Below are 15,227 nucleotides of genomic sequence, written 5' to 3' on the forward strand. Positions count from 1 at the left end.
CGGCTGTGGTCGGTCGGCTCGAAGAGTGTGCCTGGTGTCCACAATCGTCATGACATCAACACGCGCGGCTCAGTAGCCAGGCGGCTACGCTCTTTTGCCTGGCGATATTCGCTCGTGCCGAGCCGCGACCGCCGGGATACTGCATCCTGATGACGGTATATGCATACGACAGCCCGGCCTCGCTCCGCGGGCAACTCCAGCGAGGCCGCGGCCTCGCAGCACGCCGTGCCTCAGCTGAGTCCGGTGCCGCCGACACGGTGTACGAGTGCGTGATCAACGACACGCGATGGGACCGGCAAGTAGACCGGCGTGACAGCTATCTCGCCGGTCTGATCGGCCGGCTCAGCCTGCCGCTGGGGCCGATCGAGCAGCACCTTTTCGACTACGACGGCGATGATGAAGAGCCGGTCGGGCTCGCTTTGCAGGTCCTCGCCCTGCTGCCATGGATCGGCCGGGGCGACGCGGCGACGATACTGCGCAGGTACGCAGTCGAGGGGCGACACTGGTCCTTGGCGCTGGAGGCGATCGGGGACAGCGGGGTCATGAAACTTCCCGCTCTCTGGGACGGGCTCGCCGACGATGTCATTGCCGTCCGCGACAACGCCCAGCTCGCGCAGGCGATCTGGTGCGACACGGAACCGTGGACGACGTTCGCGCAGTCCCAGCCACAGGTGAGGCGCATCGTTGAGGAGCTACAGGCGTCCCGCTCTCACAGGCCGGTCAGACCAAACCTCCAACTCGGCGACGCCGAACCTGGCGATCTGGTCCGGCTCGTCACAGCCGGTGGGCCCGCGCGCCGATGGGCACTGGAGGAGCTGGGCAGGCGCGGCGATGTGATCATCCTCGAATTCGCAGCAGACCCGGGCCTGCGTAACGCCGCGGGGTGGATGCCGGGCGTGCCGCAGGCCCTGCGCCACCTTGGGACCGGGGCTCTGCCACAAGCCCGCGCCTGGATCGGCAGCGGCGACGATACGCTGGCCGCGTTCGGGGAGCGCGTGCTCGCAGAGGTCGGAGACCAAAGTGACGCACCGGTACTGCTGGCCGCGCTGCGCCGCGCCGTCGCGTCCGAAGAGTGGTGTGAGGCCGAGCTCCCGGCCCGAGCCATGGGACGGCTGGGAGTTCGCGAGGCCGTGGACGAACTCGTGGCCCTCTGGGAGGGCACTGTTCATTCACTGGCCCGGGAGGCATTCTTGGTCGGGCTTCAGGGATGTGCGCCACAGGAGGCCGCGCTTATCGCAATCGAAGGGCTTGACGACTGCGAACCCACCGTCCAGCAGGCCGCCTGTGCGAGAGCACAAGACACTGTCCGGGTCCGCTCGCGCCTTCTGGAACTGGCTGACGATCCTTTGGCCCCGGAGGTTCACCAAGCCGCGAACACGAGACTGCAAACCCTGGCCGATGCATCCTGAACTCGTCGGGGCGCCAAACTGCGGCTGAGAATCAGCGCCATGAAGCCACAGCGCTGACCTCCAGCCATGAGCGCCATGCGGCACCCGGCCCGGACAACCGCGCGGCCGCGCCTGCGATCACCTCGGCAACACGCGAAGTCCCGCAGGTCGGAGACTCCTCACCTCGCAAGATCCATCTCACCGCCAATGGCTGTCCGCAGGTTCCTCAACCCCGCCACCGCGGGTAAATCATCCGTTTCCCGCAGAATGTCATAGGGATGATCAAGAATGGCGTCCCATGGGATGGATCGGGATCGCGACGGGCCACGAGCTCACCGTCGAGGGGACGCGGCGGCCGGTGCTCGCCTGCCGGACGGCCGCGGGCCGCGTGCTGGCCAAGGTGCCCGCCAACGTCAGGAAGGATCCGACCGCGGTACGGCTCGCCGCCCTCTGCGACCGGCTCGGCGAGCACGCGCGGGCGGTGCACGACCGGGTCGAGTCCTGGATGGTGCGGTCGGTGCCCGTCCCGGCCGCGGTGTTCGAGGCCGTGTGGGACGACCCGGTGTGGCGCGAGACGCTCACCGACCTGGTCATTGCCCCGATCGTCGCCCCGATCATCGACGGCGCGCCCGACCTCGGTCGCTGCGCGCTCCTGCGCGAGGGCGCGTGGACGGGCGCGGACGCCTTCGCGATCCCGCACCCGCTGCTGCTAGGCGACGAGCTGCCCATCTGGCGGGGACGGAACCTCACGCAGGTTGTCGAGCAGGTACGCCGCGAGGTGTGGACGCGTCCCGCGAGCATGGACCGTACGTTCGGCGTGGTCGACACCTTCCGATACCTGGACGCCCACTACGAGAGCGGCGCCGCGTTCGAGCGCCGCGTGCACGAGCTGGGCGGGCGCATCAAGGGGGACACGGCGCGGTTCACCGTGCGCGCGCCCGAGCCGCTCGGCATCGAGATCGACCTGCACTGGAGCGGGCCGATGAGCCCGGCCTACATGGAGTGGCTGAGCTTCACCGCGGGCGGCCGGGAGATCGGCGACATCGCCTGGTCCGAGGGCGTCCGCATTCTCATGGCTCTGTACGCGGACCGCACCGTGGACGAGACGGAGCCGGTGGTGGACGCAGCCGAGGCGTACTCCCACTACTGCGACGCCCACCAAGGCGAGCCCGGCACCGTGGCGCCCTCCGGCATCACCGGCCCGACGCGCGACGTGCTGCTGCGCGCCGGGGCGGTGCTGCCGGGCACGCCCGCCGGCTCCGACGAGGACACGTGCGTCGCCGTCCGCTACGAGCACGCCGTCCTGGACGAGCCGGTCGTCGAACTCGTCCGGCGCGCGGCCGTCGACGGCGACAAGGCCGAGAAGTCGCTGTACGACCTGGACCCGGTGGCGGAGACCGGCGTCGGCACCGTGCACGCGGGCCCGCGCGGCTTCCTCGCGTCCGCCCTGCACCGGTACCCGGCGCACCGCGCCCGCATCCTGGCCGCGCACACCGACCTGCGGGCCGCCCGCGGCCTGGCCGCACGCAAGCCCGGCCTCGCGCGCACCGCGCTCACCCGTACCGGCGACGACCTGGAGACGCACGCGCCCGAGCTGCTGCCGCCGTTCTACGAGGAGTGCGCGCGGATCATGGCCGCCGCGGGCAGCGACCGCTTCGCCGCCGCCTTCTTCGAGCTGGCCCGCGCCGCCGAGGACGCGCACGCGCTGCCGGTCGACGAGGCCGCGCTCGTCGCGGCGCACCTCGCCGCGGGACCGGACGCCGCCGGAACGGCCACGCTCAAGAAGCACGGCAAGCGGCTCGCCGCCCGCCATCCCGCCCCCGGCGCGTACCGCTGGCACCGCGGCCTGCTCACCGAGTGGTGCGAGGAAGTCCCGGACGGCGCGGACGGCGCGCTGGCCCTGGCCGACGGCTGGGCGGCGCTGGCGAAGGCCGCCGGGCACGCGCTCGGCGGGCCCGAGGACGAACGCGCCGTACGGGCCCTGCTGGAGAGCGGCTGCATGGAGTCGGCACCGCAGGCCCTCTGGACGTTCGTCCTTCCGTTGCTCGGCCCGATGGCACAAGCGGACGCGGGCATCGGCCGCGCTCTCCTCGGCATCCTGCCGCTGCCCGCCAAGGACACCCCCAAGGCGAAGAGCGCGGCAGTGTCGCTCCTGCTCGGGAACCTCGCGGGCGCGGGCCTGACCGCCCCGTTCACCGCGTACCCCGGGCCGGCGGCGAAGGACTGGCTCGGCCGCTTCCTGAAGCTGTACGCGGGGCTCGCGCTCCCCGTCGCCGGTCTCGGCGACCTCCTGCACGACGCCGGTACGCGGCTGCGCGCGGAGGGCCTCACCTGCGACGACCATGAGGCGGTACTGGGAGTGGACGAGGACGAGGTCAACGACTGGGAGGAGACCGCCGCCGACCTCCCGCTCCTCGATCTCCTCCTGGACCGCGGCGTCCCGCTCGCGCGGCCCCGGCTGCTGCACACGTTCAAGCTGTACGACCGGCTCGCCGCCGGAGCGGGCACCGACCTGGCCGCCGTCGCCGCCGACCCGGACTGGGCCCCGCTGCTGCGCGACGCGATCGTGGGCAACGTGACCAACCAGCTCAACGTCACCGAGCCCGCCGTCCCGAAGCAGACCGCCCCCGAGACCGTACGGGCCCTGACCGCGACACCGGGAACGGCGCGGATCGTCGCCGCCATCCTGGCCGAGCATGCCGAGCGGGTCCCCGATCAAGGGCTTCCGGACGCGCACGCCGCCCTGTGCGACGCCGAACGGTTCACCATCGCCGGAGTCCCCGGCCCTCTCCTGGACAGCGTCCGGACGATCGCGACCGGGACGGACCCGGCCCGCGCCCTCGCCACCACGCTGAGCGGCGGCGTCCTCGACGAACTGGAGTTGCCCGCCTTCGTCCCCGGCCACGTCAACACCATCACCGACTACCTGGAAGAGAGCGGCACCGACCTGCTCCTGATCGAGTCCGGCCGGCTCTGGGAGCACAAGTTCCGCGCCTGCGTCGTCACTCCGGATGGAGCCGGCCCGTCCCACGGCTTCGGCACCTACGAGGACATCTCCCACCGGTCCCACGAACGGACCGAGGCGCGCGACCTCTACGACCGCTGCCTGATCGCGGTGAACGGCCGGGTGACCGTACTGGACCACGGCGGCCCGCACTGCCCGCACGGCAGCACGCACCCCGCCGCCCGCCGCGTCGTACCGGCCGATGGCGAACGGGTCGCCTTCCCCGGTGGCGCCGAGGCCACCGTGTGGCGCGGCCAGGGCCGGATCATCGAGCTGCGGGACCCGGCCGGGCGGACCATCGGCCGCTACGTCCGCGGCTGGGTCATGGTGCCCGAGCACGACGGTGCCGAGAACATCAGCACGGTCGCGGACCACCGCTACGCATCCGGGACCCGCCTGGTCGCGCCTCCCGGCCGGTGGTCGGCGATGCGGCCGCGCGACCCCGAAGGATCCAGAGCGCTGCGCGCCGTCGACGAGAAGAAGGCGCAGGCCCTGATCGACGTCGTGGACGCCGCGCTCGCCGCCGACCTCATGCGGGTGCTGGACCCCGAGAGCGGGTACCAGGAGAAGGGGGCCGCCCGCGACGAGCTGGCGGGACGGCTCCGCCCGCTCCTGCCGGAGATCACCGACGAGTCGCTCCGGAAGGGCGTCACGTTCCTGGTGTGGACGGCCGTCGAATGCCGCGAGCGCGCGTTCGCCCTGCTGGAACGCCTGGCGCTGACCCCGCCGCCGCACCTGCGCCCGGCGCCCGCCTCCGCGGCACCCGCCGTCCAGCCCGAGAAGTCCCCCGAACCGGACGATCCGGGGCCTGAGTCCGCGTACGAGAGGATCGTCCACTTCGCCCGCGCCGCCGTCGATGTGCCGTACGACACGACGATCGCGACATTCGACACCTCCGCCGTCAAGGGGGTTGAGAACACGCTGGGCCGCCTCGGCGCCGCCGTCCTGGAGGCCGCGTGGGGCAACGGCGTCGGGCGCGCGCGGCTTCTGGAACTGGCCGCCGTCCGCGAACTCCTCCGTACCGACGGCACCTGGCACGTCGCCCGGCTGCGCCCGGAGTACGACCTCGGGCAGATCCGCTCGGGTCGCGGCCCCATCATGGCCGCCGCCGTCGCCGACTATGAGCAGGTGGGGCACGGGTACGCGGTCACGGCGCTCCTCCACACCCCGGACGGCCCCGACCCGCTCCTGTTCACCCGCAACCGCGCCGTCGAGCTGCGGACCTGCCGCGGCTGGGGCGACCCGGACCGGCTCCGGCGGGCGCTCGACCTGATAGCCGAGAACGGCCCGCCGCCCGTGGACCGGGAGGCGACCGTACGGGCGTTCGCCGAGGCCACCGGCCTGTCACCGGCCCAGTGCCTGATCCTGCTGTCCACCTCGGCCCGCACGCTCTCCTGGCCGGACGGCTGGGCGCGGGGCCGCGTCGCCGCCTTCGGCAAGAGCGACGCCGCCCGCGAACTCGACCTGCGCATCGCCGCGCTCTCCTTGGAGGCGCTCACCAGCACCGACGAGGCCGTCGAAGTCGTCGAGCTGCTCATGCCCGACGACCCCGACGACCTCTGGCGTACGGGCCCCGAACTGGGCCGGGCGGTCGCGTACTGGACGGAACGCCACCCGAGGCTCACCCCGCTCACCACCGAGCAGTGGGTCACCCTCGCGTGCGGCGCCGAGGACGCCCTGGAGGCGCTGATCGCCCTGCTCGGCGAGCGTCCGTCCGTACCGCCGCTGGGTCACATCGCCCGCGCCGCGAGGCTCCTGGCCGACCGCCTGCCCAAGAAGGACCACCCCGCCCGTACGACCGCCGCCGCCCGCCTGCGTGACCTGCACGAACACGTCACCGACCCGGACACGACCGTGCCCATCGCCGCCGGGGTCACCTCGGTCACCGCCCTGGAACGAGCCGCCGGAGCGACCGCGGCCCACCTCCCGGAGAGCAGGCTCGCCATCGGCGAAGCCCTCATCCTGGAGCCCGCCGGGGACGGCTATCGCGTCCACCTCCGCCCGTCCCGCCGGCCCGACCTGGACGCGCTGGCCCCGGCTCTCCGCCGCGGCGGCGCCACCGATGTCGCCCTGGTCATGGAGGACCTGCGGTTCCTCCGTTCGTCCGAGCCACTGGAGGCCGCGGCCCGGCTGGAGTGACCTTCCCGGAGGTGCGCGGTGCGGGCCATGATGTCCAGCCGCCTTCACGATCGGCTCAGCATCGCGTAAATCGACGGGAAGGCCGGGATCAGGCGGGTTCAGTGTCCGATCTGTCGCGACGTCAGGGAGGAGTCGAGGATGTGGTGCGACCGGGCGGAGGGGGCCGGCAGTTCGTCGTCCGACGGCCGCAGGCTCGACAGCAGCAGCGCCAGGTAGCGGCGGAGATCACCGCATTCGGGGTCGCCCGAATGCATGGTGGCCAGCGCCATCACCAGGATGGCGGCCAGGTCGCGGACGATCAGGTCGTGGCGTACCGCGCCCTGCCGCTGGGCCCTGGCCAGCACGACGCCCAGCGGCCCCATGAACCGTACGGCGATGTCGACGGTGAACGCCCCCGACATGCGCGCCGCCCGCAGCAGCGCGCGGTGCGCCGCGAGGGTCTCGACCGAGGCGGTCAGCGCCTCGGTCAGCGCCCGTCCGGCGTCGTCGGCGTCGCGGGCGGCCAGGACCAGCGGCTCGACCTCTTCGGCGAAGTACGTCTGGAAGGCCGCCCTGATCACGCCGTCGCGGTCGCCGAACCTGCGGTAGACGGTGGCGCTGCCGATGCCGGCGTACCGGGCGATCTCCTCGAGTGACACGTCCGGGCCGTGCTCGCGCAGACTCGCGATGGCGGCCCGGACGATCTTGTCCGCGTTACGCAGCGCGTCGGCTCGCTGTCGCTGCTCGTGCACATGTGAACGCTAGCAGCCGACGCGCCCTGGGTTCACCAGGCGACTTCGAAGCTGGTCAGCCCGAAGACGATGTGGAAGGAGCGGAACTCGGCGGGGGCGCCGCTCTCGCGCAGGCCGGGGAAGCGCTCGAACAGGGCCGGGAAGGCGATGCGCAGCTCCATCCTGGCCAGCGGCGCGCCCAGGCAGTGGTGCACGCCGTGGCCGAAGGCGACGTGGCCCATCTCGCCGCGGGTGATGTCGAAGCGGTCGGGGTCGGAGATGTACTTCGGGTCGCGGTTGGCCGAGGGCAGCGCCAGCATGACCAGATCGCCCGCCGGGATGTGCTGTCCCGCGACCTCCACGTCGGTGGTGGTCACCTTCGCCACGCCCGAGTGCACGATGCTGAGCCAGCGCAGCAGCTCCTCCACCGTGGCGCCGATCCGCTCGGGCTCCTTCTTGAGCAGTTCGAGCTGGTCGGGGTGGCGCAGCAGGGCCAGAGTGCCGAGCCCGAGCATGTTGGAGGTCGTCTCGTGGCCGGCCAGGAGCAACAGGTTGGAGATGCCGGCGAGTTCGTCGATCGACAGGTCGTCGCCGTGCTCGCGCACCAGCATGCCGAGCATGTCCTCGCCCGGCTCGACCTTGGCTCGGGCGACCAGTTCGGACATGTAGGCACGCGACTCCAGCGAGGCCGCCGTGCGCTCCTCGGGGGGCCTGGAGATGTCGAGCAGCGTGTTGGTGCGCTGCTGGAAGTCTTCGCGGTGCTCGTACGGGACGCCGAGCAGCTCGCAGATCACCAGCGAGGGGATGGGCAGCGCGAAGGTCTTGATCAGGTCGACCGGAGAGCCTGCGCGCTCCATCGCGTCGAGATGTTCGTTGACGATGTCGTGGATGCGAGGCTCCAGCCGGCGCATGCGGCGCATCGTGAACTCCGGCGTCAGCATCCTGCGCAGCCGGGAGTGCTCCGGCGGGTCGAACAGCAGCAGGTTGCCCGCCTGCATCTTCGCGACCTGCTCGGGGCTCAGGCCCTGCATGCCGGGGACCGGGAGGTTCTGCGGGCGCCTGTTGCTGAACCGCTCGGCGTCTCCGAGGATCTCCTTGACGTCGGCGAAGCGGGTGACGAGCCAGGCTTCGAGCCCGAACGGCGTGGGGACCCGCTCGATGCCCGCGCTGTCGCGCAGTTTCGCGAGCTCGGGCACCGGATCGAACGCGGTGCGCCGCATATGCAGGGGCAGAGTCACAGGATCGCTCATGTCATCTCCTGGAGAGGCCGATGTACCGGAAACGCCCTTCAAAAATGATAGTAGTCCATCACTTGCTCGGGGTGGGCGGCGACCGGCACGTGGCGCGTTCCCGCAGCACAGCCTTCTGGATCCTGTCCCGTGGGCTCTCCTATCGTCGGATCATGGAATCCCACGAGCTCCATCTGGACCGCGCACGAGCCACGTCCTTCGGCTCGGTGGCCGAGCAGTACGACCGGTACCGCCCGGAGTCTCCGGACGAGCTGATCGACGAACTCACGGCGGGCCAGCCAACCCGCGTGCTCGACGTCGGATGCGGCACCGGCAAAGTGGCCCGGACGCTGGCCGGACGAGGGCTGGCGGTGCTGGGGGTCGAGGTGGACGAGCGCATGGCGAACGTCGCGCGGGGCCACGGGGTCGAGGTGGAGGTCGCCCCGTTCGAGACCTGGGATGACGCGGGGCGTCGCTTCGACCTCATGACCTGCGGCGACGCGTGGCACTGGATCGACCCCGACGCCGGCATCGCGAAGGCCGCACGGGTGCTGGCCACCGGCGGCGTCATGGCGTGGTTCTGGAACTCCTCGCAGGTCGAGGAGCCGGTGGCCGCGGCGTTCACCCGCGTGTACGCGCAGCACGCGCCGGAGATCGTCTGGGTCTGGGGACCACGGGACACGACCCGTTCCGAACGCGTGCCGCCGTCCGGCCGCGACGCGTTCTCCCCGATCGAGGAGAAGGTCTACCGGCAGGAACGCGTTCTGACCGCCGATCAGTGGCTCGGGCTCGTCGCGACGTCGAGCGACCACCTCCGGCTCGGGGCCGAACGGCTCGCGGCGCTGCTGCGGGTGGTGCACGGCACCATCGAGTCCCTGGGCGGTCATGTACGCATTCAGCACGAAACCACCGCCCTGATCTGCCGACGGCGGCGGCGCCTTTGAGTCGTTCCCCGTTTCCTTGACCTGGAGCGCGCTCGAGCTCCTAGCGTCGGTGGCACCGAGAAGGGAGCGGATCACGTGAGAACGGTGCAGCTTGGCCGTACGGGCGAGCAGGTCAGTCAGCTCGCCCTGGGATGCATGATCATGGGAACGGCGACGCCGGAGGACGAAGCCGTCACGATCCTCGATCGGTATCTTGAGGCCGGAGGCAATTTCCTGGACACCGCCGACTGCTACTGCTGGTGGGAGAACCGGGGGAGCTACGGCGGCGAGAGCGAGGAGCTGCTGGGTCGCTGGCTGGCCAGGACTGGGCGGCGTGAGCAGGTGTTCCTCGCGACCAAGGGCAGCGCCGTAATACGCGACCTGGACGCGGTCTGGTCCGAGGGCCGGCCTGACTGGGACGCCGCCTACCGGACGTTCGTCGGGGCCGGGGCGAAGACCTTGCGCGAGGCCATCGACGGCAGCCTGCGCCGGCTCGGCACCGACCATGTCGACCTGTACTACGTGCACGTCGACGATCGCGCCACCCCCTTGGAGGAGACGCTGGAGGCGCTGGCCGGTATCGTCCAGGCCGGCAAGGCCCGCTACATCGGCTGGTCCAACGTGCGGACCTGGCGGTTGGAGCGGATCCGCCAGCTGTGCGCCCGGCACGGCTGGCCGGCGCCGGTGGCGCTCCAGCAGCAGCACTCCTACCTACGGCGCCGCGCCGGGCTCCGGCACGCGTCCATCGTGGACGACGAGCAGCTCGACTACCTACAGACCCACGACGACCTGACCCTGGTCGCCTATTCGCCGATCCTCAAAGGCATCTACGACAGCCCTGCCAAGCGGGCAGGCCACGGGGTGATGGACCCTTACCTGGGGCCGGACGCCGAGGCCCGGCTCGCCGTTGCCGCCGAGGTGGCCGCTGAGACCGGCGTCACCCCGAACGCGCTGGTCCTCGCCTGGCTGCTGCACCGGACCTCGCCGGAGATCGTGCCGCTGATCGGGCCGCGCACGCTCCAGCAGTACGAGGCGGCGCTACCGGCGCTCGACGTCAAGCTCACAGCAGAGCAGCTTGCCCGCCTCGACGCCGCCGGAGCCTGACCGGAACCCGACGCCGGGCCCGCGCGCATCGGATCGCCCGCCAGACCCGGGTGGGGGAGTGGGGGGGTGGGCCGGGCTCGGCTCTGATCCATGGTTCAAAAAGCTGTGCGATGAGCCGCCGAACCCGCGGCACGGGGAACTCGCGCATGGAAGATCGCGTCAAAGCATGAATGAGATCTTTACGCGTGTTCGTGGCGGCTGCCCTCATCGTCCTGGGGGCCGGATGCGGCGGCAACGTGGCGGACCCTCGGCAGGGTCGTCCTGCGACCACTCCAGGCCAGGCTTCCGCGACGCTGCTTCTGCCGGAGCGGCCAGGAGACCTCCATCTGGAGCAGCTGGTCACATCGGACGCCGAACAGGATCCGGTCACGGCGTACGCGGAAGGCGACACGCCCGGCGGCAGGACGCTGGCCGTCCTGGTGACACAGTCGGAGGACTGGGACCAGCCGTACGACTGGGAGCGGCCGTACCGTGGAAAGCCGGTCAAGCTGGACAAGCACGAGGCGACCATGGGCGGATCGGGACGGCACCGCTGGATCACCTGGCCGGTCAAGACGAGCCAGGACTTCGAGTCGTTCGCGGTGCTGGGCCACGGGTTGTCGGACGCCGAGCTGATCAGGGCGGCCAACGGAGCGGCAGAGGATCTGCGGCGGCCCCGGATCGATGCCGCGCATCTGCCGCAGGGACTGGACATTGTCAAGACCGGTTCGCTGCCGATCGGCAACTGGCAGGCGGAACTCGGCGGAACAGAGCAGGTCTGGACCAACCGGCGGGCACGCGCCAGGATCTCCGTCAGCCAGTTGCCCGGCGATGCCGGCATGGAGACTCTCGCCGGCGCCACGGTCAGGGGAGAGCCTCGCGAGATCCGCGGCACCACCGGCCTGGCGGGTGGCGACCTGCTGTCCAGCGGATCGCTCAGCCTGGACTGGGTGCACCAGGACCAGACCCTCATGATCCCCAAGGTCCGGCTCTGGCGGGAGAACGGCGTGATCGTCAAGGTGTCCGCGCTGGGGCTTTCCGACCCGGTGGTGGACGCGTTCGTGCGAGGTCTGCGCCCGGCCGGCCCTGAGGCCGTCGAGCGGGCGCGTGGCCAGATCCTGGAATACCCTCCCGATCTTCTGTTCCCGCCCGTCGACGATGAGAACCGTCCGTTGCGTGTCGTCACGCACGGCAGGAACGCCGAACGGGCCTGGGCCATGAGCGCCGGTCTGCAGGACGGAACCTTCACGTCCGCGCTGCGCGTGCTCTCCCGCCGGGCCGAGATCGTGGACGGTGGCGGCGGGACCTTCGACTGGAAGCCGGAGTACGGCCGGGTGCCGCTGACGATCATAAGTGACGTGTTGGAGCTCGACCTGCCCAGCGACAACGTCCTCATCGGCTTCGCGGGGACCGGAGTACGGGAGGTGCGCATCAGCTACGCGGACGGCACCTCGGCAGAGCTTCCGCTCGGTCCGGCGGGCGGTCCAGGCGGTGTCCGCTGGTTCTCTGCCGAGGTGAAGTCCCGCTCGTTCAAGCTCGCCGCAGAGATGAAGGACGGCAAGGTGACCGACACCGTACGGCGCATCCCCTGAGCGGCCGCCACGCCGCCGCCACCGGCGCCGAGCCCGGGTGGACCGGGCACGACACCGAGTACGTGCGCCACGAGCGGTGGAACGAGGGGACGGCCGCCTGACGACATCCCACCGCACGGCGGCGATCAGGCGGCGCGGCCCTCCAGACCGGCGATGGTGATCGTGCCGGAGGTGGCGCGCAGGCCGAAACCGTACCGGAAGCCCTCGCGGGCCTGCGGCGTGGCCAGCGTGGCGCCGATTCCGGCCGTGCGGAGCCGATGCCACCGGCCGCCCGTGTGGGCGAAGGAGGTGATGGTGTCGCCGGACAGCACCAGCGCGAACCGGTCGCCCGGCGCGAGCGTCAGCGGCGCGTCGCCGGGCGTGTCCAGGAAGCGGCCGCCGACCCGCACGTTGATGCCGGACTGCTTGCGGGTGTTGTTGTACCAGGCGGTCACGTAGGTGTCCCGGTCCTTGACCCAGCCGACGAACACGCTGTCCTCCGGGCTGCCGGTGCCGGCGAACGACCCGACCGTCACCACGCTGATCGCCTCGGCCGACGACGGCCCCGCCGGGCCCGCCACCAACCCGAAGAAGGGCTGCGCGCCGCTGCCCGCGAACCGGCCGCCGCCGGCCGTGGTCGCCGGCTTGGCCTCGCCGTCGAAGGGCTGGTGCACCGTGTAGCCCGCCGAGGTGTCAGCGGTGAACGTGTCCTGGGCCTCGACCCTCGCATAGGAGGCGGGGTCGAGCGGCACCTCCACGTGCGCGTACGCGCTGGCGGCCCGCGCAGACCGGTCGTACGTCGCGAAGGCGCGCACCGGGTAGGCGTCCGGGCGTGGCGAGGTCCCGGGCGGCGGCGTCACCCGCCAGCGCACCGCGAACCGGCCGCCGGGCCGCACCACGGGCGTCTCCGCGTGTCCGAGCGGCTCGGCCGACCAGCCCGGCGGCACGGCAGGCGCCACCTTGACGTGGGTGGCCGGCTTGCGGCCGTCGTTGGTGAAGGTGGCGGTCACCACGGCGGGCACGCCCTGCTCGGTGACGGCCGCGTCCAGCCGGGTGTCGCCCGCGGCGGGCGACCACACCTGCAACTCGGTGACGCCGACGTACGCGCCGGGCGGGTTGCCGAACACCAGCCGGATCCTGGTCGTGGTCAGGGCCGGGAACGTGATCCGGTTCAGCGCCGCACCCGGCTCTCGCGGCGTGCGCGCCTGGCCCGGCACCTCCCGCCACGCCGACCCGTCCCAGAACTCCAGCCGGTACGACGCCGGCGCCCGCACCCCGCCCCCGTCGTCGTAGGCGTAGAACCGCACGTCGCTCACCTGGGTCGGCACGCCGAAGTCCACCCCGAGATGGTCCCCTGGGTTCGGGGAGCGGTAGTTGGTCCAGCGGCTGTGCGGGACGTCGTCGTAGAAGATCCGCCCGTCCACCGCGTCCCACACGTTGTCGATGCCGTTGGTGTACGACGCGAACGGTTTGGGGTAGCCGGTTCCGTACGGATTCGCGGCGTCGTTGCCGGGACGCGAGGAGCGGTCGGGCTCGACGGCGGCCGGCACGCGGGCGGTCAGCTCGCCGAGCGCGGACCGCGCGGCGGCGAGCCTGCCGTTCACGTAGACGCGCAGTCCCTTGCCCTGGCCGTACCGGGTGCCGTCGCGGTCCCACAGCACCGTCACGTTGTGCCCGTGGTACGGCACGTTCTCCAGCGCGAAGTGGTCCCACTCCGCGGGTGCCAGCGGGTTCACCACGACCTTGCCGTCCGCCTTCGGGCGCAGCCCGATCAGGCCGCTGATCACCAGGTCGTCGAAGGTGGAGTGGTTGTAGTGCTCGCTGTGTCCCCGCGCGTCGTAGATCCAGCGCGGCTCGTCGGGGTGGTGCGCCTCGGCGACGTACGGGTGGCCGTCCTTGTACTGGGTGAGCGCGTAGCCGCGCAGCACCCGGTAGTAGTCGGCGGCGGTGACGACGTCCTGGTCGCGGTCGTTGAGCAGGTCGGCCATGGCGGTGAGCGTGGTCGAGGTGGAGTACGGCCAGCTCGGGCCGTCCCAGCGGCAGCAGCCGCCGAGCGCGTCCCGCATGAAGAAGGGGCTGCGCCGCTCGGCCGTGGTCGGCCCGTACGGCGCGGCGAACCCCTGCGGGTCCAGCAGTTGCGCCCACGCCTTCTCGGTTCCGGGCTTGGCCATGCCGAACGCCCACGGCACGAACCCGATCTGCTCCCTCGTGGAGACCAGCTTCCGCTGCGGGTCCAGGTCGGCGCGGGCCTTGTGGTAGAAGAACTGCCGCTCGGGGTCCCACAGGTAGCGGTGCAGCGCGTCGCGCAGCGAGGCGGCCCGCCGCTCGAACGTGCTGGACAGGGCTCCGTCGCCGCGCATCCGGGCGATGGCGGCGATCGCCCTGGCGTCGCCGTACTGGTAGGCGTTGAACGTCGGCCGGTAGCCCGCGCCGCCGTGGTAGGGATCGGCCGGGTCGGTCTCGTAGGAGGAGGCGGTGTACTCCATCGCGTCCCACACCGGCACCGACCAGTACAGGCCCAGGTCCTTGTCGTACTGGCCGCCCCACTTGTCGTACTGGCGGACCAGGTCGGGCAGCAGTCCTTCGACGAAGGACGCGTCGCCCGTGACGAGATAGCGCTGGTAGGCGGCGTCGGCCGCCCACCAGGCGTACTGGTGCGCCCAGTCGTCGGTGTCCTTGTTGAGGTACTCCTCCTTCGGCTTGGGGCCGCTGCCGGGGCCCTGCAGCCAGTAGGTGAGGTAGTCGTCGATCGGGCGGGTGTCGCGCAGCCAGCGGCCCTCGTACACGTGGTGGCCGGCGGCCGCGACGATGCCGCCGAGCGGCGCGGCGTAGCCGGGGGCGTTGTGGAACTCGGTGATGATGTCGCCGGTCGCGGGGTCGGTGTAGCGGATGTGCCGCTTGTAGGTGCTCCAGCGGTAGTAGTAGACGTCCTGGATCTCCCGGTCGGGCACCTCCAGGAAGGGGATGTTCGCCTCGTACCACTCCGGCTCGGCGTATCCGGCCAGCAGCGCCCGGTGGTCGAGGAAGGCGGTGCCCGGGCCGACCTCGGGGTATACCGGCGGGGGCTTCGGAGTGGCGGCGTTCGCCGGAGTGAGGGTCAGGGCGGTCGGCGCGACCAGCGCCGCGAGCATCGCGAGCGCCGCAGCCGTGCGTCTCATGGTCACCTCAAGCGTTCTCGGG

Annotated in this window: 8 protein-coding genes; 5 read left to right on the forward strand and 3 right to left on the reverse strand. The window is 71.6% G+C overall.

The window, feature by feature from the left end:
• Positions 1–269 precede the first annotated feature (269 nt).
• Positions 270–1,409 (forward strand): hypothetical protein, encoded by a 1,140-nt coding sequence (locus AB0L65_RS35790; protein ID WP_364254604.1) that lies wholly within the window; start codon positions 270–272, stop codon positions 1,407–1,409.
• A gap of 277 nt (positions 1,410–1,686) precedes the next feature.
• Complete coding sequence (locus tag AB0L65_RS35795; protein ID WP_364254607.1) at positions 1,687–6,531, forward strand: DUF4132 domain-containing protein; 4,845 nt, start codon at positions 1,687–1,689, stop codon at positions 6,529–6,531.
• 98 nt (positions 6,532–6,629) lie between these two features.
• Here AB0L65_RS35795 and AB0L65_RS35800 read toward each other — a convergent pair whose 3' ends face one another.
• Positions 6,630–7,262, reverse strand: coding sequence for a helix-turn-helix domain-containing protein (locus tag AB0L65_RS35800; RefSeq protein WP_364254610.1), 633 nt, complete (start codon positions 7,260–7,262; stop codon positions 6,630–6,632).
• A 32-nt stretch (positions 7,263–7,294) separates the two neighbouring features.
• Positions 7,295–8,491: a cytochrome P450 gene (locus AB0L65_RS35805; protein WP_364254613.1), complete on the reverse strand. Its 1,197-nt coding sequence runs from the start codon at positions 8,489–8,491 to the stop codon at positions 7,295–7,297.
• 152 nt (positions 8,492–8,643) lie between these two features.
• Here AB0L65_RS35805 and AB0L65_RS35810 point away from each other — a divergent pair, with 152 nt between their 5' ends.
• The 3 genes from AB0L65_RS35810 (at position 8,644) to AB0L65_RS35820 (ending at position 12,068) form a co-directional block, all read left to right on the forward strand.
• A complete protein-coding gene (locus tag AB0L65_RS35810) occupies positions 8,644–9,414 on the forward strand; it encodes a methyltransferase domain-containing protein (RefSeq protein ID WP_364254616.1) in 771 nt (256 codons plus the stop codon).
• A gap of 75 nt (positions 9,415–9,489) precedes the next feature.
• Complete coding sequence (locus tag AB0L65_RS35815) at positions 9,490–10,497, forward strand: aldo/keto reductase (RefSeq protein ID WP_364254619.1); 1,008 nt, start codon at positions 9,490–9,492, stop codon at positions 10,495–10,497.
• Positions 10,498–10,667: 170 nt separating this feature from the next.
• Positions 10,668–12,068, forward strand: coding sequence for a hypothetical protein (locus AB0L65_RS35820; protein WP_364254622.1), 1,401 nt, complete (start codon positions 10,668–10,670; stop codon positions 12,066–12,068).
• A gap of 125 nt (positions 12,069–12,193) precedes the next feature.
• On the opposite strand, the gene AB0L65_RS35825 is transcribed toward AB0L65_RS35820, so the two are convergent.
• Positions 12,194–15,205 (reverse strand): NEW3 domain-containing protein, encoded by a 3,012-nt coding sequence (locus AB0L65_RS35825; protein WP_364254625.1) that lies wholly within the window; start codon positions 15,203–15,205, stop codon positions 12,194–12,196.
• Positions 15,206–15,227: the final 22 nt, after the last annotated feature.

This window comes from Nonomuraea sp. NPDC052116 (assembly GCF_040680035.1).
Lineage (GTDB): Bacteria > Actinomycetota > Actinomycetes > Streptosporangiales > Streptosporangiaceae > Nonomuraea > Nonomuraea angiospora_A.

What these genes read in the sequence shown, in the direction of transcription:
- AB0L65_RS35795 (WP_364254607.1), top strand. Translation starts at nt 1,687, where the DNA reads ATGGGATGGATCGGGATCGCGACGGGCCACGAGCTCACCGTCGAGGGG.
- AB0L65_RS35805 (WP_364254613.1), bottom strand. Translation starts at nt 8,491, where the DNA reads ATGAGCGATCCTGTGACTCTGCCCCTGCATATGCGGCGCACCGCGTTC.
- AB0L65_RS35810 (WP_364254616.1), top strand. Translation starts at nt 8,644, where the DNA reads ATGGAATCCCACGAGCTCCATCTGGACCGCGCACGAGCCACGTCCTTC.
- AB0L65_RS35820 (WP_364254622.1), top strand. Translation starts at nt 10,668, where the DNA reads ATGAGATCTTTACGCGTGTTCGTGGCGGCTGCCCTCATCGTCCTGGGG.
- AB0L65_RS35825 (WP_364254625.1), bottom strand. Translation starts at nt 15,205, where the DNA reads ATGAGACGCACGGCTGCGGCGCTCGCGATGCTCGCGGCGCTGGTCGCG.